This window comes from Halomonas sp. ATBC28 (assembly GCF_005937175.1).
GTDB classification, from domain to species: Bacteria; Pseudomonadota; Gammaproteobacteria; order Pseudomonadales; family Halomonadaceae; genus Vreelandella; species Vreelandella titanicae.
On the sequence record NZ_VCQL01000019.1, the window covers coordinates 85693 to 107501 of the forward strand.

Consider the following 21809-nt stretch of genomic DNA (forward strand, 5'->3'; position numbering starts at 1 on the left):
TTCCCCCCTTAAATAAGGACATAATAATATTACCGTCACTCAACCATGTCTGATATCCATTATCATTAACTGCCTAAACCCGCTTTGCATGCGGGTTGGAGACAGGCCATGCCTGTACTGTGAGCTATCCTTTTCAATAAAAATAATTCCATTATTTTCACTAAGATAACTAAGAGCCTTTTAGGCTCGGCATCTGCTCAGATAATCATACCGGCCAGTATTTTTTCTTAAATGACTCTCCCCCTAGCATGACCGGCACTATAAAAAATCGTGTCAGGATTACCTAACGATCAATAGCTCGTTCCATTGCGTAGTGTATCGCGGGGTACGTCGCTCACTTCGTAGCGCCCAGGCATTGCCTTTACGGGGCAAGCCCAGCTGTACCGTTCCCTTACCCAGTTCTCGGTTGAGTTTATCCATCGTCGCCATCAGGCGTTCGCTGCGCTTAGCCTCCTCGTCGGTTTGCGGGGTTTCGGTGAAGGTAAGCTGCCGATTAGCTTTGGGAGAAAGGTCGAGCAGCATCAGGCCTGCTTTATGATAGGCATACCCTTTACGCCAGAGACGCCTTAGGCCTTGTACCGCTGCTGCGATGATGTCCCGGCTATCATCGGTAGGTCTTTCAAGTGAGACGACCACACGCTGTTGGTATTGCGGTAAATCGGTACGAAACGGATTGGTACGCACAAACACCATGACGGCGCTGGTCACGCTGTGCTGTTTGCGCAGCTTTTCTGCTGCCCTGGCGGCGTGCTGCCTTAAGGCTTCGCGTAGGTCGTCGGGATTGCCCGTTAGCCTACCGAATGAGCGCGACACCATGATCTGTTGCTTGGGTAAGCTCATGTCATCCAACTGTATGGCGGACTGCCCGCGTAGCTCCCATACGATGCGTTCCTGCACCACACTAAAGCGCTGCCTAATACGCTTAGGGTCTGACTCACGCAGATCCCATGCGGACTCAATACCCATCACGCTTAAGCGTTCACCGGTACGGCGTGCCACGCCCCACAGCTCGGTCACCGGCAATTGCTTAAGCAGTGCCTTGGTCGCTTCGCTCTCGGCGGTTAGCTTACACACGCCCTGCTGCTTGTAAGCGGGGTGTTTCTTAGCCGCTTGGTTCGCTACTTTGGCGAGTAAGCGGGTAGGTGCAAACCCCACGCACACGGGAATGCCCGTCCACTGCCGAACGGTGTCACGCATAGCCTGGCCGCGTGATTCCAGCGTGTCTATCTCAAAGCCCTGAAACCCGACAAAGCTCTCGTCAATGGAATATACCTCCACATGGGGTGAAAACTCGCCTAGCACCTCGGTCACCCGCTGTGACATATCGCCATACAACGCATAGTTACTGGAGAGCAGCACGGCTTGGCGTCGTATCGCGGGCGGCAACAAGTGCATGGCCGTTCCCATCTCCACACCCATCGCCTTTAACTCGTTACTGCGGGCAACGACACACCCATCGTTATTCGACAGCACCCCTACCGGTCGCCCTTCCAGCATTGGATCAAAAACGCGCTCGCAACTGACATAGAAGTTATAACTACGAATGATCCAATTATGGACATGACTTTAAACTGAGCATAACAGGGCTTTCACTATATGGCCTCGTGTCCATGGCGAACGTCGATATAAGGCCCTCTTCATACACTTTTTTGTCCATGCCATTGATGGATTGGTATTTCGTACCCCAAAAACGTAGCCCACTATTGCGGTCTAAAGGCACTGCCTGTTAGAACCATCAATTGACAGCTACGAGGAAAATAAAATGTCCGGGCCTAAACAAAAGGAAACACTCAATGGACTTATGGCCTCGATCCCATTTCGGTTCCGCAAATGAGATTTTCCTTGTTGACGACAATATTTGAACAACCATTGGTTTCGGGATCTTAAAAAAGCAGATGGAAAAGGAGAAGGTGGCCGCGATCCAGAAGCCGACATAAAGCTTTTGGCCTGGAGCGGGCTAACTTCGAACTAAGCCTGACTGTTGGAACAGTTTACAGGTGTAGAGAGGGGGCCTTGGTAAGAAAGGATAAAATTTACGACGGTCTACATGGCGAATTCTCAAAAACCTCAACCAAATAGTCGATCATCGCTCTTACTTTGAGGGGTAACCGACGATCCGGCGCGAACAGCACATGCAGGCCGCCGAGATCCAGTGGAGGGTGATCCAATTCGAAAGCAACCAGAGCGCCACTGGCCAATGCCTCGGACACGATAAAGTTGGGCTGATATATGATCCCTTGGCCCTTAACGGCGGCAGCAAGAAGTGCGTCGCCATTGTTGGACATGAGGTTGCCTGTTACGGGCACCTGGATCTTACCATCTTGGCCGAATGCCCAGGTGCCGCCGCGTTGCGCTGAGGAAAGGCTGTAGCTCAGGCAATTGTGGTTTGAGAGCTCGGCAACACGGTTAGGGGTTCCATGTTTTTTCAGATACTCAGGCGAGGCACAAAGTCGCATCGGGCAATTGCCGAGACGGCGGGCCCTGAGGTCGCTGTCAGCGAGGTGTCCGATGCGGACAATCAGGTCCCAGCTCTCTTTCAGCAGATCCTGTTGAGTGTCGCTCAGGCCAAGATCCACCTCCACCAGTGGGTAACGATGGGTGAATTCCGGTATTAACGGTGCAATGAAGCGTGTGCCAAAGGATAGCGGTGCATTCAGACGTAATCGACCCATGGCCTGATGCTGCTGGGAAGATACTTCGGACTCCGCTTCTTCAAGATCCTGAAGAATGCGCTGACAGGCCTGCAGGTATTCCCGTCCGGCATCTGTCAGTGATAACTGTCGAGTGGTGCGATGAAGCAGTTTCGTGCCGAGCCTGGTTTCCAGTGAATCCACATGTTTTGTGGCCATTGCCGGCGACATGTTCAGCTCCCGGCCGGCGGCAGACAGACTACCTCTGGACGCTGCCTGAACGAATACCTGCATGCTTGTGTATCGGTCCAGCATTTTATTTCCTACCTTTAGTTAAAACAGTTCCTTTTTTAAGTCCGTTCTCCTTTCCTGAGTATCAGTATAACCTGTTCATTGTGATATCTGAACTATTCAAACCTATGGAGGTATGTCGATGTCCACGCAGCCAAGAGTGCCTACCAGACAACCGGTATTTTTTATTCCCCACGGCGCTGGCCCTTGTTTCTTTATGGACTGGAGTCCCCGCAATACGTGGGACGGTATGGCCGACTTTCTTCGAAGCGTCATCGGGCGTTTGCCAGAAAAGCCGACGGCCATCCTCCTGGTATCCGCCCACTGGCGCACTCAAGAGTTTAGTGTGACCGCCGGCAGCCAGCCCGATCTCATTTATGACTATTTCGGTTTTCCGGACCACACCTATAAATTGACTTATCCGGCTCCAGGAGCGCCGGCATTGGCGCATCGCGTGAGTCGTCTACTGGTTGGGGCACAACAGAACACCCTGGAGGATTCCGGGCGTGGGTTTGATCACGGTATGTTTATTCCGCTCAAGGTGATGTTCCCCGAGGCAGACATTCCTGTGGTTCAGCTGTCGTTACGGCAGGACCTGGACCCCGAAGCACACCTGCAGGCAGGCAGAGCTCTGGCGCCACTGCGTGACGAAGGTGTGCTGATTCTCGGCAGTGGCATGAGCTTCCACAACATGCGTGGCTACGGCGACAAGCGGTTTACACCGCTCTCCGAGGCGTTCGATGACTGGCTGACGGACACTGTCGAAGGTGACTCCGGAATTCGTTATCAGCGATTGAGGAAATGGGTTCAGGCACCCCACGCCCTCGATTGTCATCCGCATGGAGACGAGGAACACCTGATTCCATTGCTCGTGGCAGCGGGTGCAGCGGGCGAGGAGCCCGGCAAGAAGGTTTATTCCGAACGGGTGATGGAAACCCAGTTATCGGCGTTTCAATTTGGTTGAGTGGGTGACGTCCCCTCAAAAATCAATGGCAAGAGGAATTAAATGATGAAAATTGAACTCACGGGCAAACAGTCGTTGGTCACCGGCTCTACCGCGGGCATCGGTTTGGCCATTGCCCAGGGGCTGGCCGAGGCCGGTGCCTCGGTAACTATAGTGGGTCGTGACCAGGCCAAAGTGGATAAGGCGCTGGCCGAGATAGCCAATGCCAGCGGTCGGGACGATGCAAAAGGCATTATCGCGGACCCGGGTACCGCGGAAGGTTGCCGGACCATCATCGAACAGCTGCCCGAGGTGGATGTTCTGGTCAACAACCTGGGTATTTATGGCGGCGTTCCATTCTTCGATATCGACGATGCTGCCTGGGAAGAGATTTTCCAGGTCAACGTGATGAGCGGTGTTCGACTTGCCCGGCATTACGCAACTGGCATGAAGGCTCGGGGCTGGGGGCGTATCCAGTTCATCTCTAGTGAATCGGCGTTGAATATTCCATCGGAGATGGTGCACTACGGGGTGAGCAAGGCGGCGCTTCAAGGTGTATCCCGGGGTCTCGCCAAGGTTCTTGCCGGAACCGGTGTGACCGTGAACAGCATCCTTCCCGGTCCGACCCGTACTGAAGGAGCCAAAGCCATGATGGCTGACCTGGCGGCTGAGCGGGGAGTCTCCCCGGAAGCAATGGAAACCCTGTTCCTGGACGAAAACCGGCCTTCCACGCTGCTCCGACGTTTTGCCGAACCGGAAGAGGTCGCCAGCCTCTGTGTCTACGCTGCGTCTCCCCAGGCCAGTGCCACCACAGGCGCCGCCCTGCGTGTTGAAGGTGGCATTGTGGAAAGCATTGCCTGAAATCGCCGGCCGGGACCACCCGGCCGACTCACCCACTGACAGTTGTTTTTTGAGGGAGGCATCATGAGTCTTCAGAAGAAACCCCTTGGGAAGTCCGGTTTGGAGATAGCCCCACTGGTATTTGGCGGAAACGTGTTTGGCTGGACAGCCGATGATAACCGCTCTTTTCAGCTACTCGATCGGTTTGTGGAGCAGGGCTTCAACGCCATTGACACGGCCGACGTATATTCTGCGTGGGCACCGGGCCTTGAAGGTGGCGAGTCGGAGGCAGTTATCGGACGATGGCTGAAAAAGCGGGGACGTCGTGATGACGTCATTCTCATGAGCAAAGTCGGTATGCTGGAGCGTCGTAAAGGGCTATCTGCAGCCAACATCGAAGCTGCAATTGAGGATTCCCTGTCACGTCTGGGCACCGATTACCTCGATGTATACTTCGCCCACATTGATGATCAGGAAGTCCCCTTGGAGGAAACATTGGGCGCGTTTGACCGGCTGATCAAGGCCGGTAAGGTGCGGGCCATCGGCGCCTCCAATTATTCGTCCGATCGATTGGAACAGGCGCTGGCCGTGTCTCGTGATCATGGGTTCGCGCGCTATGAGCTGATCCAGCCCCTCTACAACCTGCATGACCGGGCCGATTTCGAGTCGTCGCTGGCGAAAGTCGCCAGCGAGCACAATCTTGGCGTGGTGAGCTACTTTTCTCTGGCCAGTGGATTCCTGACTGGCAAATACGCTCAGCTTTCAGACCTGGAAGGCAACCCTCGGGCTGACTTTCTCAACGGTTATTTCAGCGATCGTGGTCAGCGCATTCTGGATACCCTGATGGCCGTTTCGCAGGAGGCTTCAGCAAAACCATCCCAAGTGGCACTGGCCTGGCTGCTCCACCAGCCAGAACTGACCGCACCGATTGTCAGTGCAACATCGCTGTCTCAACTGGATGAGATATTGGCTTCGGTGAAATTGTCACTACCGGAAGAGATGCTTTCCAGGCTGGACGCCGCCAGTAGGCAGTGATATGAAGATGAGGCTGGAATGAGTGTGCATTCTGGCTTCATCCTCTTTGGTAACACCTTCAATGGTAATGAAACCCGCAATACGGAGAACCCAATCATGATCCACGATTCTCGTGAGCGGTATGGCGCTCTCACCAAACTGCTGCACTGGTCGATGGCCCTACTGGTGTTCTGGCAACTGCTCAAGTTTGGTGATCGAATCTTCGACGGAGAACACTGGGTCGGACAAACGCTGGTGCCCTGGCATGTCTCTATAGGTTCGCTGATGTTGCTGCTGATTCTGGTACGCTTGGCCTGGGCCGCTGGCCAGCGTCATCAGCGCCCGCAGCAAGATCCGGCGCAGGCTCTGCTGGTCAAGGCCGGTCATGGGGCGTTGTATCTTGGCCTGTTGCTGATGCCGATAACCGGGGTAATGGTCATGCTGGGTGGTGGCCACGGGATTACGGCTTTCGGTATCGAGCTTTTTGCTGAAGGCGAGGAAATTGCCTGGGCCCAAGCCCTGGGACAGCTCCATTCGCCAATCGCATGGATTTTGACCGTTTTGATTGTTGGTCATATTGGTATGGCACTGATTCATCACTTCGTGAAAAGAGACGATACGCTTAAACGTATGGTGTGATGAGGCAATCTCCAAAACCAAAAATTCTCGTTATTTCGCGACTTGATTGCGGAAACTCCGAATAGATCAATGAGGCAAACGGTTATTAGGCTAACTATATCTTAAGCTATCCAATTTTGTCGGAGGTCAAGTGCATCAGCGCTTATCCAGAGTAAAAAGTCGATCAGCTGCAATCCGGTTTCTGCTATCGCGGGCACAGTTCAAAGAGTGCTTTGCCGTAGTTAATCAGCCTGGCTTCAGGAACTCGGCACTGGCCGGACTACAGGTGGCTATCGCGGCGCTGGTTGTGCTTCCGCTGATCGAGCTATCCGACTTTTCGCACCTGATTGGATTTGCTTCGCTGGGTACATTGGTGGCTTTGTTTGGCCGTTTTGCGGCCCCGGAACGCCGGGGCTTTACGGTTTTCCTTTGTTTGCTCTGCCAAACCGCAACCGTTTTTGTGATGTCCCTGGTGGCCTGGCTGGAGTTGCCCATGGTTGGTCAGCTGGCCATTCTGGCGCTGTTGTGCGGTACGCTGTTTTACATCGTCACCGTTGGTGATTTCGGTCCGCCAGGTGCATTGATCTTCATATTCGCCGCCAGCGTTTCAATGGGCCAAGTGGATACCTTTGCCTCTGTCCTCGAACGTACGACTGCGACCGCAGTGGCCGCTGCTCTTGCCTGGCTAGTGGTGATGATCACCGACGTGTTCCGCCACGATACACCGGCGGCACAGGATTGGTTCAAAAGCCGGCCCGCCAGTCACAAGTTGATCGCCGTCGCGCGCATGGTGTTGGGCTCTGCCGTGGCGGCTTATGTTGCTTATGCGTTTGGCGGTCAGCACGCCGGTTGGGCGGCCATGGGCGCTGTCGCCGTGTTACAGGGTAGCCATTTGCATATCAGTATGAGCCGAGCCCTACAGCGCACCATAGGCAACGTACTCGGCGCTCTCCTTGTGGCTTTGGTGCTGCTAAGCCAGCCCTCTGTGTGGACCATTATTGGGCTGGTGGCGTTACTGTCGTTCGCTACCGAGACCATCATCGGATCGAATTATGGACTGGGCCAGGTTCTGGTTACGCCCATGGCTCTGTTTATGAGCTATCTGGCGGCACCAGACCTTGCTGGCATGGCGATGGTGCAGGAGCGGGTAGTAGATACCCTCATAGGGACCGCTGTCGGGATCTGTTTTGCGATTCTGTTTTCGACCCTGGACGACCGAGCTCATTTGCTAACTCATCACATAAATCGCGGAAGGTAAGTTGCAGTCACGGGCTGTTGGTTCTCGAACGCCTATCAAAACCTTGGTCTGTCCCAGATGCAAGAGAGCCAGTTTATGGGTAGTTCATAGGCCCTGAGTATCACTGAGAATGAATCGGACGCGGCGTTTTGGATTAGAGACCGCAATACGAGTGTGGGTTTAAGAATACGAGCGGGAGTGCCAGTTACTGGATCGGGAAAGAGATCACGGCGGCTTCAGTTGACCGATTCAATAAGCTCCCTTGTCACCACATCTTGGGGCTGATCTCAGCATAAATACAACCTTCCCTCATCACTACAATGTGGTTGGCACAGCGACAGGCGTTGGCGAGATCGTCGATAGCTATGGCAATGGTTTTGCCCCCGGCGACTCAGTTCCCGGATAAGATCGAACCCCTCGACCTAGCGGCCAAGATCCAGGGCTAAGGTCGGTTCATCGGGAAGGACCAATTGCGTTTCCTCGACAACGGTCATGGTAATCCAGACCCTTTGCTTCGGGCCTCCGGATAGCGCGTCCAAAGGGCGCTCTATCGGTTCTGACATGTTCACAACCCCGACTGAATCCGAGAATTACCCCTTTAAGCACGACATGCCCCTCAGCCTCAATGGACTTACCCCGATGCGTGTGACACACCGTAGCCTCAAATTGAACCCCTCGGACTCGGCCCTGAATGTTCGCTTTGCGACCCGAGCGGCCAAATTGTGGTAGCATCATTTGGGTAGCAAATCGGAAAAGCGTAACCTGCTATGCGTCATTGAATATCATGAGCTTACCGGAATATTACGTGTAACCGGAGGGCTAAAAGCGTGACACCCTCCCGGCCTTCAACCGCTCAATCTCATCCAGAAGCTCTTCGATAGTCGAATTCTGCGCCGCCACAATAGAACTCAGGCGATCAATCTGCTTGCGATAGTCTGCGATCTTCTGCTTATCGGTTCTTGCCCTGTTGTCTGTAGTACGCTTGCTGCTCCTCTTTTGCTCCGACTTAGAAGTTATGTAGGCTTGAACCTCAAGTATCAGCAAAGGGTACCTGTCCTTTTTCAAAGCTGAGGGATCTCGTCCCGCTTCTCTCGCAACGTTGTTTTGGGTAACAGCTGCCCCCAAAGGAAGGCGGATTGTCTTACCTTTTTTCAGCCGATCAAATGCATCCCTGAACTCTTGCTCTGCCGATTTCTTAACCGTTGACGACACTGAGATACACCTCTATCGCATAGATTTCTTTTTTCAAAGCGTTGAAACGTGGACTCTCGGAGGTCAGCGACTCGATTTTCTTTTCGTGAGCAGCCTTTAGTCGTCTCAAGGCTGGCCCATTTTCACGCTTAAAAATCGCATCTGTGCAGATGCCTCCGCCATCAGCCCCAGCACACTGCGCCATTGACTCAATACCACCATACTCACAGACCCCAGCCTTCATGCAGAATCCGGCCAGTGTGCGCCGACAACCAATATCGCCTTTGGCTATTAACTTCGTAAGCTGTTTTTCCTCCCCAGCTTCTACAAGATTGACAACCTTAATCGGGATCATCTGCTTAGAATGAGGGCGCACATTCTCAAAGCTATCTTCCACCACACTTGCAATCTGCCGGTAAATTGCCTTGTAGGACTCGACTATGACGGAAGTTTCAGCATCCGAGTTGAGTCTCAAATTAGTGAAATTGCGGCCATAGTAAAGCGTCATTTTTTGACTCACATGCTTCATGAGCCACTGTAAGCTTTGATCAGAAACCATGTTGGAGGCGAACATATTGACGTTGGTGGTGCGTCGCAACTGATGCGCCGCTAAAGGCCATTGAAGCCCGATGCCAAATCCTTCTCTATTGCCAATATTCGGGGTCATAGACACCGCAATTTTCCAATCCTCTTCTGTCACTGCCATCTCTTCTGGATCGAAAAAAAGCGGATAGCGATCAATGAAGGGACCCAGCCTTAATTGCCCTATAAGTTCGTTCTTGGAGTTTCGGTTGTTACCCTTTACTGGAAGCCACGGCTCCGTTCCGGCCAACGCGAGCGGCACAGAAGAACTATCCCATTCAGGCGCAGACTCACCCCCTGGGAAATACTTCAGCCTCCATTTAGCAATGGTGCTCGCCGCATCAACAGCCTTCTTAACGGTGCTGGGCACAACCCATCGAGCATCATCATCAGGATCAGTTTTCGTGGTTTCCCCAACCAACATTGCGATATCCCCCAACCTCTCGTCACGCTCGATGAGAAAGCAATCAGACCTGAGCGAGTTCACCTCATTCAGGCGCTGAAGGGAGAAGCTCATGATGTAAAATAGAGCCGCCTCTTTAACCATATTGAGATAGGCCGTAAAGCGGGTACTCCTGTAGATGAGAGGCGGTACGCCCAGCCATTTCTCGAAAAGCCCTGAAAGTCCATACTCCACAGAAAATCCTTCAAACCCTCCTGCAAACAGCACTCTTTTTTTGTAAACGTGCGGCTCATAAAAGGGTGAATGGTATTTAACATCCTTTACGCAAGAGGCGTTATACGTATACGCTTCTGATAACCAGCTGAATGCGCTTCCCAGCGCTTGCTCATGCTCGAAAAAATCGTCCAGGCACTCATTCAACCTCTTAACCTGGTACGCCCATATTCTGGGTGGAATATATGGAGTTTGAACCTTCTCATGACCTTTTATCTGCGACGCCAGGAGCGCCAAACCTCTCCCTCCGAATACCTCAAAGCCAAGAACATCTGATTGCAATCTATGTAGAAAGTTGACGTAAACCTTAAAACTGGCGCACTGAAGAGCATCAGCAATCTCCTGATGAATCGCCGGAAACCTCTCAACGTCCGAGATCAGCACTCCCTTACTATCGCAGACGCTTGCAATCTTTGTCAGGGCTCCAAACGAGTAAACACAACTCCTAATTCGCCCAGGAAAAAGTCGCGGATGATAAAGCACCAAGAGCACAACCTGCTTGACAAGAAAGACATTCTCATCAGAAATCCCGTCCTTTTTAAAATTGAAGGTCGCAGAGCGCTCGAACGCCCGAAAGTCCCAGAAATCATCACCATATAGGGACAGCGGGGCACCTTCGCTGTCGACCGATACCGCCCAATCTCTGGGTGGCGGAAAGCATGGCGGTCGATACAACGGCGAGTCGACCGTAACCAACGTGGATGGCGACATAAAGCGCAAAGTGTCAGCGTTCATTACTGCTCCAGAAGCTCAATAATTGGGGCCCAATTAGGGTGGTAATCACCCTCTTCAATCCGCTCCTGCGCTTCTGACACCCAGCCAGCACGCCTGGAACTAGAGTTCTTAAACCACGACAATTTTTCGGATAACCGATCAACTACGACGTCAGAGGGCACCTCTTCACGACTCAGCGTCATGCTTGCCTCAATCGTCTTGAGATGCCGAAAGGAGGAAATGGACCAGATATAGTCTTCACTATCTACATCGCGATGATGCTTGCACCACAGGCAACCAGATGGATTGACACAGTTAGGTTCAACTATCCCCCCAGGTCTATCGGCCACCGATTCTGGGTCACCATTGCAACTGCTGGAAATCACCGACGCCTTGAGATCCTTTTGCTTGATAGGGTCGTGCTTGCTCCAAAACCGGGCAACCTCAACCATAGCTCGCTGCTGACTAGGTCGCTCGTATTGGTCCTTTAACACCTCCCGAGTATGCTGAGCCATATCTGCCGTTAATTCAGGGTCTCCTGAGCGGCGCAAAAGCCAATTCACCCTGGTGTTTCTCAGTTCTCGTGGTGTAACCCAAGCAAGTCCATGTGCTTCAAATAACTGCCGAAACGCCACAAAGTGAGTAAGCCCCGTTCTCGACACACTCTCTCCCTTGCCATAATTATCAAACTGAGGGAAAAAGTTTGGAGAATCAGGAAAGAAATGGTTCACAAAGGCTCGAAATCGCTCAAGAAAGGGCTTGTAAGACTTGTAAATTCGAAAGCTTACCTCACCTCCTCTCCTGTTCTTGTAACACCTTACCTGCCAGCTATCGCCGAGCGGCTTATACTTCAAGGCTCCGCGCCCCAACTCTCTAGCCTGAGTCAAATTCATGCCTGTCTGAGCAAGGAAAATCAGAAACTCTGCCTGGACTCGCAGGTTCACCAGGTGCCACCTTTTCGCTCCGCCCCTCCGGGGAGAAATATCACTGACCGCCTCTCGTCGCTTTAACGCTTCCCGATAGAGGACCTTTTTCTGATATGCCCAGCCAGGCTTGGGAGTAGCTGCCAACTCAAGCTCTTGCAATCCCGCATGGAGCAACACCTCATTGCCCTCAACCAGACCGGCTCGGATTGGGATCTCTAGGGGCAGGGGCCCATAAACAGCTTCCTTAGACAATCCTTCCGCGATATCGACCAGGAAATTCCCCTGCTTGAAGGTAGCCTCCAAGTTTTGCTTCTCAGCAATCCGACTGACCGCTTTTGGCGCTTCCTTGACGGCACGAAGGCGAGTCCTATTAATGAGGCGGACGGTTTCCGGTATGGAAAGAATGGAACCAAAAATCGACGACAGCGTCGCAGCCTTTATGTAGGCTGACTTCGGGCTCAACTTCGAACCCTTCTTCCTAGACTTAATGAACAAATACTCGGCGTACTCCAGGAAGTTGAATTCCAGCTTTGCAAGACTGAACGAGTGCTGGCCCTCATCCAGGAATCTCATAAATCCCACGAACGTAGCAAGGTAATGAGGCACCGACTTCTCCGATCGGCCAGCGTAAAGTCTATTCTCAAGCTCTTCTTTAACAGCTTGTAAAAGCTCCAACCTCTCTGTTCGAATCGCCCCTAGCGCTCCCACGGCAATTTTTTTGAACGCCAAATCCGCTCTCAAGCTCGCGCCGCCCCGATAAAGGAACCGTGTTAAATCTGACCTTGAACCATATCGGGGCGCATTCTCCTTATCTAGATACTGGATCAACAAATCAGGCGTCGTCATTGAATGTAACCTTATCGATTAATGTTTCGACGTTGCCAACTTTGCCGACATACAAATTGAAAAATTCGTCCGACAGCGCCTCCTTTACAGGCTCTTTTTCGATGAACTTCACATATTTCCAAGTTGTCGCCTCATCCTTGTGGAGCATGGCATCCCTAACAAAAACGATGGCATCGACCTGGCTCGGAAGGGCGCTCATTGCGAGTCGCATTAACTGGGTGCCAAAAGTGGCTCGTGTTTGGTGAAATTTAAAATCCCTAAATTGATCAAGCCCTGCCTCAGCCAGCTTTTCACGCAGGTAGCTGATTAGTTTTGTAAAGGACGTCTCGGAGTAGGCGTTTCCTCGCTCAGACAGAAACAGCAAGGTTCGATCTTCTTCGGAGGCCCTCGCCTGTCGACCAAGGCGTCGCGCTGAATAAGCATATCGCTCAAGCTGACGAACAAGCTCGGCAGGAAAGAGCAGCGCACCACTCACATCGTACTTGGTTTCAACACCTGTTCCAGGCCCCACCGCAATGCGCTTCATTGAGGGAATTGTCGGATCATCCAGGGCGTTATCGATGCTTGATAGACGCAGGGTGCGAATGGTCTCACTCCGAGCCCCAGTAAAGAAGCCAATCATGGTCATCAGGTAAAGCTCTACTTTCCCACGCTCGAAAAGAAAAGTAAGTAGCGCCGCTCGATTCTCATCCGTTAGAGGGGTCAGCCCATCCTCCAATGCCGCACCAACCCGCCTTCGATTCGGAATGGCCAACTCGCTTGAAGTCACAGACATCGTCCGAGAGAAGCCGACAGAGGTATAGAACTGGATCGTTTTAGACTGATCCTCCCACATGGACTTACGGTCAACCCAGCCATAAACCTGGGCCCAGCGGTAGAATTGAATGATCGCGCCCATTCTCGATGTGGCGGTGCTGGAGCTAACCAATCCGGCCTTCCGCTGTTCAATGAGAAATCCTCGGTACTGGAAAAGACAACGATCTTTCTTTCTCTTCGGAAAGTGTCGCCAATCCACCCCATGATCTTCTAGCCAGCAAGCGTAGGCTTTTAGGTGACTCATGTTTGAGGCCACTGTTTTGATATCGTTTCCTACAACGGAGTCTAACTTGTGGAGTGCATAAGCATTGGCCGCGAGCCAAGGCTCTCCGTCATCGAAGAATATGTGTGGCACCTTTGGCACTGGCTTTGAGCGACTGACCGGAACCCAAGAAACCTCCTGAGAACCCTTGTCGGTATCGAGAGCCATAGGCGTAATACTGAACCGTACCGGGATTCCCGGAGGCTCCAAACCTTGAGAGGATGGAGCCATGAGCAAATCAAATCGATATTCCCCTGAAGTTCGCCAGCGGGCGGTACGTATGGTCTTCGACCACGAGGCCGATTATTCCTCCCAGTGGGCAGCCCTCGGTGCCATCGCCCCAAAAATCGGCTGTACGCCTGAAACACTGCGCAGTTGGGTCCGACAGGCCGAGCGTGACACAGGGCGTCGGGAAGGCGCTACGACCTCCGAGCGTGAACGGATCAAAGCGCTAGAGCGTGAAAACCGAGAGTTGAAGCAAGCCAACGAGATCCTACGAAAGGCCTCTGCATATTTTGCCCAGGCGGAGCTCGACCGCCGCGGGAAGTGATGATCAACTTTATCGAAGATTACCGAGCGTTATACGGGGTCGAGCCGATCTGCCGTGTCCTGCCGATCGCCCCGTCGACGTACTATGAGCATCGTGCCCGCGCACGCGAGCCCAACCGAGCGCCTCCCCGCAATAAACGTGAGCGCTGGCTGAGGGCCGAAATTCAGCGTGTCTGGGAAGAGAACTTCGGTGTCTACGGCATCCGCAAAGTCTGGCGTCAACTACACCGAGAAGGCACTCCGGTGGCTCGCTGCACCGTCGCTCGCCTGATGCGCCAAATGGGGCTGCGCGGTGTGATACGTGGTAAGCCGGTGCGTACGACTGTATCTGACCCTAACAAGGCCTGTCCGGCGGATTTGGTCAAGCGGCAGTTTCAGCCAGCTCAGCCGAACGCACTGTGGGTATCAGATTTTACCTACGTTGCCACATGGAAGGGCTTTGTTTATGTCGCCTTCGTCATTGATGCGTTTGCTCGCCGAATCATCGGCTGGCGAGTTTCCAGTACACCTCGAACCGATATGGTGTTGGATGCGCTTGAACAGGCGCTTCATGAGCGCCCTCAGCGACCTAAAGATGATCTTATTCACCACAGCGACCGAGGCGTTCAATACGTCTCAATTCGCTACACGGAACGTTTAGCAGATGCCGGCATTGAGCCCTCTGTCGGAAGCGTGGGCGATTCGTACGACAACGCAATGGCTGAAACCGTGATAGGGCTTTTCAAGACCGAAGTGATTCGCCGACGCGGACCATGGCGGCAACTAGAAGCGGTTGAGTTTGCAACGTTGGAGTGGGTCGACTGGTTCAATCACCGGCGGTTACTGGAGCCGATTGGCCATATCCCACCAGCAGAGCGAGAAGCCATGTATTATGAGCAACAGAGTCAGGCAAATAAGGCTGCTTGACTCAAACTAACGGGTCTCCGAGAAAGCCGGTACGGTTCAATACTGACTCTTTCGAGCATCGCCATAATGAAGTCCTTGGTTGATCGATTGCCTACCCAATCCGGCTTGCAGCCAGAAATGTCGCATCCAGAGTCTTAAAAGTTCGCAGACTTACTCTTTGAAAGTCGAGCACCTCACAGCCGCCACCCTTTCGCGAAAATTGCAGCACCAGCCTTCAACCAGGGGCGCTCTGGTGATCATTACTGACTTCAGATTTCCGCAATCAAACAGCAACCGAATGTCCGCCTCTTGCATTTTCCCTATTTCGCCTCATCACTTTTCTGGTTTTGAATATTCCCAAGAGACGCCAACAGGCCCCGAATAGATCGAAGACCTAATCGCACCTCTCTATCGGCTCTGAGGTTTGCCTTAAGGTTGGGGAGATCACAGGGCTTTGGGAGCTGAACCCCAAGAACTCGGGCTACTTTAAGGGATAGGGTTTCCTGTTACCTGGCAGATCTTTGATAGCTTTTATAAGCCGTGACTCACCGAATCGCTGTAAAAGGTACAGCCACTCTCTTTGCCCTCTTTCATTGGTAATCAGAGCGGAAATTCTTCCTACCAGGGGCGGGCCTGAGGGCCCTCTGGCCGTGAGCGGCTAGCCCACTTCCTTGTCTATTTCTGGAAAGAAACTTAGGGTAGGCTCATTCCAATGTCAATAGTTACCACAGTATTTTGTATTCGTCATATGCTAGCATTCGTATGTAAAATTGTTGCAGTCAACGAGCGCGATCACGGTAGTGTCCTCAAGAGGTTGTGAATCACATCGGTCACTACGCCCCACACTTGGGATTCGCGTCCATCAAGGGGTATTGGCTTGAAATTAGGGTTGCTTGCTTTGAGGTAGGTACGTTGGCCTGCGCGCTCCAGACGCTTGACGGTCATTTCGCCATCGACGCAAATCACCACAATCCGTCCAGGCAGTGCTTCCAGGCTGCGATCCACCACTAATAGGTCCCCAGGGTGGATGCTGTCCCCAATCATTGAATAACCTTCCGCACGCGCAAAATAGGTCGAGGCTGGGCGTTTAACGACGTAGCGGTGCAGATCAAGCTCGGTATCCAGGTGATCATCGGCGGGCGAAGGAAACCCGGCGCGCACGGCGGTTGAATAGAGCGGCAAGGGTAGTGACGAGGCCACGGCGTCTGCGCGGCCCAGCAGTGAAACGTTCAATGACATAATAGGCTCCCTCCTTTACTGTATTTATGAACAGCATCAGTAAAGAGACTTAATGAATCAACCACTCAAATGTCAAAGCCAAAAAATTACAGACCTATATCACTCCTATGAATCCTGCACACGGGATCACTTTGACACCTATAGGAGTGTTGTTTATGTCCCCGCCTTGCCTACGCTGTGCAGCCCCATGCACGCTTAACTTTGAAACCGCCCAACGCATCAGCACAGTGGGCAGCCGCCTAGTGGGCGGAGCCATTGGTGCGTGGCGGGCATCCTATACCCCAACGTCCCCTTTATCGGATGCCTCTTCCCGCTTTCCTTTAGCCAAACTGCCCGCTGCCGTGATGGGGGCTGTTTCCGGCAGTCAGGCAGGCTCGCGAGTCGCAACGGTGTTCTTCACACAGAAACTGCCACCCGGTGAAGGAACGCCCTGGCTGTGCGTATCGTGCGGTCATACCTTCCGGCAATTAACCCGTCCCTTCACCGCACCCCAATAATGCGTTCCCACTAAGCGACATAGCCCTTACATTCCAACCATAAAGCGCTGGCGATTAACGTCAGCGCTTTTTTATTGCTAGGAGTTTCAACATGGCTCATCTCATTGAACAAATGGCTTACGTCGGCGTCACCCCTTGGCACGGCCTGGGGCAACAGCTATCCCGTCAACAACCGCTAGAGGTTTGGCAGCAACAGGCCGGTATGAACTGGCATATTGAAGAAGCACCGGTGCGCTTTATTGCCGAAGGAGCCAGCCACCTTGGCAGCATCCACTCGTACCCTGAGCAGAAGGTGCTCTACCGCTCAGATACCAAGGCCCCACTATCGGTGGTGTCGCAGCGTTATAAGGTGGTACAGCCCGAAGAGATACTGGAGTTCTATCGCGACCTGACGGAGTACGCGGGGTATGAGCTGGAAACTGCGGGTGTGCTGAAAGGCGGGCGTAAGTTTTGGGCCTTGGCCCGTAGCGGCTTAAGCACGTCGATAAAAGGCCAGGATGAAGTCAACGACTATCTGCTGTTGGCCACCTCCTGCGATGGCACCTTGGCGACCATGGCCACACCAACCACGGTGCGGGTGGTGTGCAACAACACGCTGCAGATTGCGGTGGATGGCACGTCGCAGGCGGTTAAGGTGCCCCACCGGTCAGAGTTCGATCCCCGTGCAGTAAAAAGCCAGCTGGGTATTTCCGTCTCCCAGTGGAACGACTTCATGTACCGCATGAAGGCCTTGGCGGAACGCAAAATCGATCGCCGCGAGGCGCAGCAGTATTTTCAGTCGGTGCTCTGCGGTATCGATAAGCCGATAGACGACCCTTCCAAGCTGCCCAATTACCGAGCACTCAACAAGGTACAGAAGCTCTACCACGGCGAAGGCCGTGGTTCGCACCTCGACACCGCTAAAGACACCGCCTGGGGTCTGCTAAATGCTGTTACCGAGTACGTGGATCATGACAAGCGTGCGCGCAGCAACGATACCCGATTGGATTCGGCGTGGTTTGGCCAAGGGGCTCAGTTGAAACAGGAGGCATTACAAACGGCTCTTGCCCTGGTGAGCTGAAATGCTGTTTCTGATTTTTTTACTGCTAATTTTCTTAGTTTTTGTCTTACCCCTCATTGGATAGCGCGATAAGCCCAGCCCTTAACAGGCTGGGCTTTTTGCTTTTTACACGGAGCACACCATGGCCTCTCTTAGCCACGATTTAGATATCGCTTTAACCCAACTGACGGAACGACTGCTTACCCAGGAACAAACCTATGCCCAGACCTACGTGATGGCAAAGGGACAGCTGTATCGCACCGAGCTGCGCCTATGTCCGGTTCCCCCGCATGAACTTCCCGCCGATCTTTAACCCCCTATTGAAGGAGCCTTGTCATGGCAACCAAAACTAATGTAGTAAATCACGAGCCATCTGCATCCTCTTCACTACAGGCTGTTCCTGCAAAACCTACTCCCCACCTAACTGAGAGCACGGCCATTATTCAGGTGATTGAACGTGCTGCGCTCAACCCGGACGTCGATATCGACAAAATGGAGCGCTTGCTACAGATGCAGGAACGGGTGATGGATCGCCAGTCCATGATGGCTTATAGCGCGGCCATGGCAGCGATGCAGACCGAACTCCCTAGCATTGAGGAGCGCGGGCAGGCTAACAACGGCTGTTACGCCACCTTGGAGGATATCGTCGATACCGTGCGTCCCATTATGCAGAAACACGGTTTTGCGGTGAGCTTTCGTATTCAGACGCAGGAGCGCGGTATTGAGGTAACCGGTGTGCTGATGCATAAGGATGGCCACCGTGAAGAGACCAGCATGTTGCTGCCTGCCGATATGAGCGGTAACAAGAACGCAGTGCAGGCGTTTGGCTCCTCCATCAGCTACGGCAAGCGCTATGTACTTTCCGCACTGCTCAACATCACCACACGCGGCCAGGATGATAATGGAAACACCAGTACCAAGGTAGGTATCAAGACAGTCACCGCCTTCCAGGCAGGCCAAATCCAACGTCTGATCAGCCAGTGTCCCGCGACGACCCAGGAGTGGTTCAGCGGCAAGTACGGCTCAGCTGTGCAAGTACCACAGTCCGAATTCGACAAGCTCCGGGCATCCCTCTCCAAGCGAGCCGTTAAGTAAACGGCGTACCAACCCTATCTGAGTAAAGGAGGCATTCATGCAGATACTCAATATGCCCCAAGGCTCCCCTGAGTGGCTGGCGGCGCGCTTAGGTCGCGTCACCATGTCGGAGCTAAAGTCACTACTGGTTAAGGGCAAAGGCCCTGGTGGGTTGGGCACCGGGGCCATTACCTACATGCACCAGTTAATAGGCGAGCGCATAACCGGCGAACTGGCTGAGCCGTTTCAAGGTAACGCGCATACTCGACGAGGCCATGAGTTGGAAGGCTTGGCACGTGCGCTTTATTGCGATGCCACAGGCGAACCCCAGCCCCAGGAAGTGGGCTTGATCCTTAACCATGGCGTGGGCTACTCGCCCGACAGCCTAGTAGACGCTAACGGTCTGTTAGAAATCAAAACAAAGCTACCTAAGTTCCAGATTGAGGTACTGTTCAGCGGCGAAATACCTGATGAGCACGTGCCCCAATGCCAGGGCGGGCTATGGGTCAGCGAACGGGAATGGATCGACTTTGTGAGCTATTGGCCAGGTATGCCGCTGTTTATCAAACGTGCCTACCGTGACGACATTATGATCCGCACCATTGCCGAGCGGGTAGAACGATTCCATGAGGAGATGGAACGTCGCATAAACCAAGTGATGGCTGCGTGACGCGACGATTCCATAGATACACCAACCGATCATTAACGACATAGACGCCGGGGCCACCACCCCGGCGTTTTTTATTTTTTGGAGACAACCATGACACACGCCAAACTCAAAGCTGGGGAAGTGGCTGGTACCTATCACGTTACCTCGCCAGTGACTGAAAACGATATCATCACCATGGCCAAGCGCTTCGCAAGACGCAAACTCGCTAAAGGCCGCAAGATCACGCAGCCTTCCCAGGCGTTTGAGCACCTGCAGTTACTGCTTCAAGATTACGAGCACGACGTGTTTAGTGTGCTGTTCCTCGATAGTCAGCATCGCGTTATCCGTTTTGAAGAGCTATTCCGTGGAACCATCGACGCGGCCAGCGTCTACCCACGTGAAGTACTAAAAGCCGCCCTTACCTACGACGCTGCGGCCGTTATCCTCGTGCACAACCACCCAAGCGGAGATCCCGAACCCAGTGAGGCCGATAGGCGTATTACTGATCGCCTAAAGGAAGCCTTGGGACTGATGGATATACGTGTGATTGATCACATGGTCGTGGGAAGTGATGGGTGTAAGTCGTTTTCGGAAATGGGGTATTTATAGGCAACTGTTGGGATAAAATGGAACTGCCCAACGAGGCAGCTCTCGTAATCAGGCAAGCTTTATTTTTTGGTTAAGAGGGCAAACAGCCAAGAGCAGACTATCAGGTAGTACCAATATAACTTCCGGCTCAGCGGCTGACAAAATGGCACTGATTTTGCTAGAGCAAAAGCTGTGACGCTTTTGGCAGTTCGACAGCAGCCGATTTGATATCAATTAGTATATAGCGTCTCGGCCCTTTTCGGTGAGGAAAGCCTTATCATCTTTTTCTTCAAAATAGCCTTCTGAGATGAGTGTGTTGAGTGCTGGCTGCAACGCCTCTCGCTGTTTCGGATTAAAGCTCAAGGTTCTGTGCAACAAAACCCTTATTGGCAGAACATGCCCTGTATCTAGCCTCAAATCAGCAGCGAGAGAAAGAATATAGCTCTTCATTTCGTCTTCAGGAGATAAATCAGCTTCCCTTATATTTTGTTTCATGTCAGATATTTTCATTATTTCTCCTTACGGTATTTTAGTTGAGCATATAACGCTAAGGTTATGGGCGGCTTTGGAGCAGGGCCAAAGACGGCGCGTAGCGATCAGGCTGACCGCCAAATTATGGTTCAGACTGCTGTATAGTTCATGTAACGCATCACAAAAGAAACCAATAGGCTTAAAAATCCCAATCCTGCTAACGGCCCCTTTTCTGTGCTCGTTAAGACCATTGTTATCCCCCTAAATACTCCTCCTAATCCCAGAGGAACCAGCAACGGAAATACTATGTTCATTAGCGTTATTAAACCTCCAGCGACAAGCATCAAATACACTAACCCGGTGACAAGGATAGCCTCAGCGCGCCACTCACCGTTAATCGAGGAGCCAAATCTGAGCACGAAGTAAGCAAGTCCGAAAGCGATAAATGAGGCAATGATTTTTGGAAGGCTCACTTTCAAAAAAACTAGTGCCCCCGATAGGTCTTCATCGACTCTTCCTTGAACACCAGAAACATACTCGCTTAGTACACCATTCATGTGCTCGCGCCACGACTTTGGTGTGAAATAATCCCACCCCATCATTACTCCCGCAGCTATTTGAAAATACAGAATTGTCAGCTCTTCAAACGGCACTTAAGCTCTCCTTCAAATATAACGCTACACATAAAGCCTATCGAAATGCGCGTAACGATTCTTTTCTTATATATATGATTGTTAAGTTTAATTTACTATGCCCTTGAATTGCCCTTCAAGACGCCAAACTGTTGATTCGTGATCTTCGAATTTACCACCAACTTCTAATCCGGTCTTACTAATAGCTACCTTTAAGCCAGCATTGATGCCAAAATCATCTTCGTAGGATACAGACAGGGAAAAATCCTGGAGACCATAATTTATTCGGCCTTTGGCGATAGACTGCCAAGTTGGTTCATGTTCATACCAAACCAAATCGTCAGGGATCGATGGTGTTACAGTTCCTGATAGCCTAGCTTCAAAAAGTAGTCTTGAGCCAGAATTTGATGATGACGAAGCTTCAGCACTTACATTACTTTCAGCTTCCCCTAGTGGGACTGAAATACGGCTAGGGAAGCTCTGAAAAAGTCACTGCCATCAGTGATAATACGGCTATCGTCAACTGCATAGGATTCAGTGCTGCCATGGATCAAATCACCTTCTCCGAAGCCGAGTACCAGAACAAGAAGAGAAAGACTC

General features: G+C 52.4%; 21 protein-coding genes and 1 other annotated feature. Of the genes, 12 read left to right on the forward strand and 9 right to left on the reverse strand.

What is annotated here, in order from left to right:
• Positions 1 to 279 precede the first annotated feature (279 nt).
• Entirely contained in the window at positions 280 to 1548 is a 1269-nt protein-coding gene (locus E0L35_RS19870; protein WP_283241548.1) for a Y-family DNA polymerase, read from the reverse strand.
• Positions 1549 to 2033: 485 nt separating this feature from the next.
• Complete coding sequence (locus E0L35_RS19875) at positions 2034 to 2945, reverse strand: LysR family transcriptional regulator (protein WP_034821484.1); 912 nt, start codon at positions 2943 to 2945, stop codon at positions 2034 to 2036.
• A 118-nt stretch (positions 2946 to 3063) separates the two neighbouring features.
• On the opposite strand from E0L35_RS19875, the gene E0L35_RS19880 reads away from it, so the two are divergent.
• The 5 genes from E0L35_RS19880 to E0L35_RS19900 all read left to right on the forward strand — a co-directional run bounded on the left by E0L35_RS19880 (position 3064) and on the right by E0L35_RS19900 (position 7594).
• Complete coding sequence (locus tag E0L35_RS19880) at positions 3064 to 3885, forward strand: class III extradiol ring-cleavage dioxygenase (RefSeq protein WP_007105035.1); 822 nt, start codon at positions 3064 to 3066, stop codon at positions 3883 to 3885.
• A 45-nt stretch (positions 3886 to 3930) separates the two neighbouring features.
• Positions 3931 to 4725: an SDR family oxidoreductase gene (locus E0L35_RS19885; protein ID WP_013786623.1), complete on the forward strand. Its 795-nt coding sequence runs from the start codon at positions 3931 to 3933 to the stop codon at positions 4723 to 4725.
• Between the two features lie 63 nt (positions 4726 to 4788).
• On the forward strand, positions 4789 to 5739 hold the full coding sequence (locus E0L35_RS19890; RefSeq protein ID WP_138801255.1) for an aldo/keto reductase: 951 nt from the start codon (positions 4789 to 4791) through the stop codon (positions 5737 to 5739).
• Between the two features lie 18 nt (positions 5740 to 5757).
• A complete protein-coding gene (locus E0L35_RS19895; RefSeq protein ID WP_013786621.1) occupies positions 5758 to 6357 on the forward strand; it encodes a cytochrome b/b6 domain-containing protein in 600 nt (199 codons plus the stop codon).
• Positions 6358 to 6487: 130 nt separating this feature from the next.
• Complete coding sequence (locus tag E0L35_RS19900; RefSeq protein WP_007105030.1) at positions 6488 to 7594, forward strand: FUSC family protein; 1107 nt, start codon at positions 6488 to 6490, stop codon at positions 7592 to 7594.
• Between the two features lie 798 nt (positions 7595 to 8392).
• On the opposite strand, the gene E0L35_RS26485 is transcribed toward E0L35_RS19900, so the two are convergent.
• From E0L35_RS26485 to E0L35_RS19925, 4 genes are read right to left on the reverse strand one after another with little or no spacing between them, the layout of a single operon-like run.
• Positions 8393 to 8785 carry a hypothetical protein gene (locus E0L35_RS26485; protein WP_013786619.1) on the reverse strand — a complete coding sequence of 131 codons (393 nt, stop codon included), beginning with the start codon at positions 8783 to 8785 and terminating at the stop codon, positions 8393 to 8395.
• Entirely contained in the window at positions 8769 to 10757 is a 1989-nt protein-coding gene (locus E0L35_RS19915; protein WP_138801256.1) for a hypothetical protein, read from the reverse strand. Before E0L35_RS19915 ends, E0L35_RS26485 begins: the two co-directional genes overlap by 17 nt.
• The gene (locus E0L35_RS19920; protein ID WP_034821501.1) at positions 10757 to 12508 is read right to left on the reverse strand and encodes a hypothetical protein; all 1752 of its coding nucleotides are present in this window, start codon (positions 12506 to 12508) and stop codon (positions 10757 to 10759) included. The genes E0L35_RS19915 and E0L35_RS19920 overlap by 1 nt, the downstream gene beginning before the upstream one ends.
• On the reverse strand, positions 12495 to 13754 hold the full coding sequence (locus tag E0L35_RS19925; protein WP_171051207.1) for a site-specific integrase: 1260 nt from the start codon (positions 13752 to 13754) through the stop codon (positions 12495 to 12497). The genes E0L35_RS19920 and E0L35_RS19925 overlap by 14 nt, the downstream gene beginning before the upstream one ends.
• Positions 13755 to 13815: 61 nt before the next feature.
• Here E0L35_RS19925 and E0L35_RS19930 point away from each other — a divergent pair.
• Positions 13816 to 15041 (forward strand): IS3 family transposase gene (locus E0L35_RS19930; RefSeq protein WP_138801258.1). Its coding sequence is split into 2 segments (ribosomal slippage): positions 13816 to 14101 and positions 14101 to 15041, totalling 1227 coding nucleotides; the frame shifts between segments, so codons are not numbered across the junction.
• Positions 14094 to 14210 (forward strand) — a sequence feature (AL1L pseudoknot). (Overlaps the previous gene by 117 nt.)
• A 771-nt stretch (positions 15042 to 15812) precedes the next feature.
• Here the strand turns inward: E0L35_RS19930 and umuD are convergent.
• Positions 15813 to 16259, reverse strand: a complete 447-nt coding sequence (gene umuD / locus E0L35_RS19935; protein ID WP_138801259.1) for a translesion error-prone DNA polymerase V autoproteolytic subunit — start codon at positions 16257 to 16259, stop codon at positions 15813 to 15815.
• A 155-nt stretch (positions 16260 to 16414) separates the two neighbouring features.
• Here umuD and E0L35_RS19940 point away from each other — a divergent pair, with 155 nt between their 5' ends.
• The 6 genes from E0L35_RS19940 (at position 16415) to radC (ending at position 20127) form a co-directional block, all read left to right on the forward strand.
• Positions 16415 to 16756, forward strand: coding sequence for a hypothetical protein (locus tag E0L35_RS19940; protein WP_138801260.1), 342 nt, complete (start codon positions 16415 to 16417; stop codon positions 16754 to 16756).
• Positions 16757 to 16847: 91 nt separating this feature from the next.
• Positions 16848 to 17816 carry a DUF932 domain-containing protein gene (locus E0L35_RS19945; protein WP_138801261.1) on the forward strand — a complete coding sequence of 323 codons (969 nt, stop codon included), beginning with the start codon at positions 16848 to 16850 and terminating at the stop codon, positions 17814 to 17816.
• A 121-nt stretch (positions 17817 to 17937) separates the two neighbouring features.
• Positions 17938 to 18108 (forward strand): hypothetical protein, encoded by a 171-nt coding sequence (locus E0L35_RS26325; protein ID WP_171051208.1) that lies wholly within the window; start codon positions 17938 to 17940, stop codon positions 18106 to 18108.
• Between the two features lie 23 nt (positions 18109 to 18131).
• On the forward strand, positions 18132 to 18890 hold the full coding sequence (locus E0L35_RS19950; protein ID WP_138801262.1) for an ERF family protein: 759 nt from the start codon (positions 18132 to 18134) through the stop codon (positions 18888 to 18890).
• Positions 18891 to 18927: 37 nt separating this feature from the next.
• Complete coding sequence (locus tag E0L35_RS19955) at positions 18928 to 19539, forward strand: lambda exonuclease family protein (protein ID WP_138801263.1); 612 nt, start codon at positions 18928 to 18930, stop codon at positions 19537 to 19539.
• A 90-nt stretch (positions 19540 to 19629) separates the two neighbouring features.
• Positions 19630 to 20127 (forward strand): DNA repair protein RadC, encoded by a 498-nt coding sequence (gene radC, locus E0L35_RS19960; protein ID WP_138801264.1) that lies wholly within the window; start codon positions 19630 to 19632, stop codon positions 20125 to 20127.
• A 213-nt stretch (positions 20128 to 20340) separates the two neighbouring features.
• Here radC and E0L35_RS19965 read toward each other — a convergent pair whose 3' ends face one another.
• Both E0L35_RS19965 and E0L35_RS19970 read right to left on the reverse strand, forming a co-directional pair.
• Positions 20341 to 20616 carry a hypothetical protein gene (locus E0L35_RS19965; protein ID WP_027959661.1) on the reverse strand — a complete coding sequence of 92 codons (276 nt, stop codon included), beginning with the start codon at positions 20614 to 20616 and terminating at the stop codon, positions 20341 to 20343.
• A gap of 110 nt (positions 20617 to 20726) precedes the next feature.
• Positions 20727 to 21230, reverse strand: a complete 504-nt coding sequence (locus E0L35_RS19970; protein ID WP_138801265.1) for a hypothetical protein — start codon at positions 21228 to 21230, stop codon at positions 20727 to 20729.
• Positions 21231 to 21809 lie beyond the last annotated feature (579 nt).

What these genes read in the sequence shown, in the direction of transcription:
- E0L35_RS19885 (WP_013786623.1), top strand. Translation starts at nt 3,931, where the DNA reads ATGAAAATTGAACTCACGGGCAAACAGTCGTTGGTCACCGGCTCTACC.
- E0L35_RS19925 (WP_171051207.1), bottom strand. Translation starts at nt 13,754, where the DNA reads ATGGCTCTCGATACCGACAAGGGTTCTCAGGAGGTTTCTTGGGTTCCG.
- E0L35_RS19940 (WP_138801260.1), top strand. Translation starts at nt 16,415, where the DNA reads ATGTCCCCGCCTTGCCTACGCTGTGCAGCCCCATGCACGCTTAACTTT.
- E0L35_RS19965 (WP_027959661.1), bottom strand. Translation starts at nt 20,616, where the DNA reads ATGAAAATATCTGACATGAAACAAAATATAAGGGAAGCTGATTTATCT.
- E0L35_RS19880 (WP_007105035.1), top strand. Translation starts at nt 3,064, where the DNA reads ATGTCCACGCAGCCAAGAGTGCCTACCAGACAACCGGTATTTTTTATT.
- E0L35_RS19890 (WP_138801255.1), top strand. Translation starts at nt 4,789, where the DNA reads ATGAGTCTTCAGAAGAAACCCCTTGGGAAGTCCGGTTTGGAGATAGCC.
- E0L35_RS19945 (WP_138801261.1), top strand. Translation starts at nt 16,848, where the DNA reads ATGGCTCATCTCATTGAACAAATGGCTTACGTCGGCGTCACCCCTTGG.
- E0L35_RS19950 (WP_138801262.1), top strand. Translation starts at nt 18,132, where the DNA reads ATGGCAACCAAAACTAATGTAGTAAATCACGAGCCATCTGCATCCTCT.
- E0L35_RS19915 (WP_138801256.1), bottom strand. Translation starts at nt 10,757, where the DNA reads ATGAACGCTGACACTTTGCGCTTTATGTCGCCATCCACGTTGGTTACG.
- E0L35_RS19955 (WP_138801263.1), top strand. Translation starts at nt 18,928, where the DNA reads ATGCAGATACTCAATATGCCCCAAGGCTCCCCTGAGTGGCTGGCGGCG.
- E0L35_RS19895 (WP_013786621.1), top strand. Translation starts at nt 5,758, where the DNA reads ATGAGTGTGCATTCTGGCTTCATCCTCTTTGGTAACACCTTCAATGGT.
- E0L35_RS19875 (WP_034821484.1), bottom strand. Translation starts at nt 2,945, where the DNA reads ATGCTGGACCGATACACAAGCATGCAGGTATTCGTTCAGGCAGCGTCC.
- radC (WP_138801264.1), top strand. Translation starts at nt 19,630, where the DNA reads ATGACACACGCCAAACTCAAAGCTGGGGAAGTGGCTGGTACCTATCAC.
- umuD (WP_138801259.1), bottom strand. Translation starts at nt 16,259, where the DNA reads ATGTCATTGAACGTTTCACTGCTGGGCCGCGCAGACGCCGTGGCCTCG.
- E0L35_RS19920 (WP_034821501.1), bottom strand. Translation starts at nt 12,508, where the DNA reads ATGACGACGCCTGATTTGTTGATCCAGTATCTAGATAAGGAGAATGCG.
- E0L35_RS26325 (WP_171051208.1), top strand. Translation starts at nt 17,938, where the DNA reads ATGGCCTCTCTTAGCCACGATTTAGATATCGCTTTAACCCAACTGACG.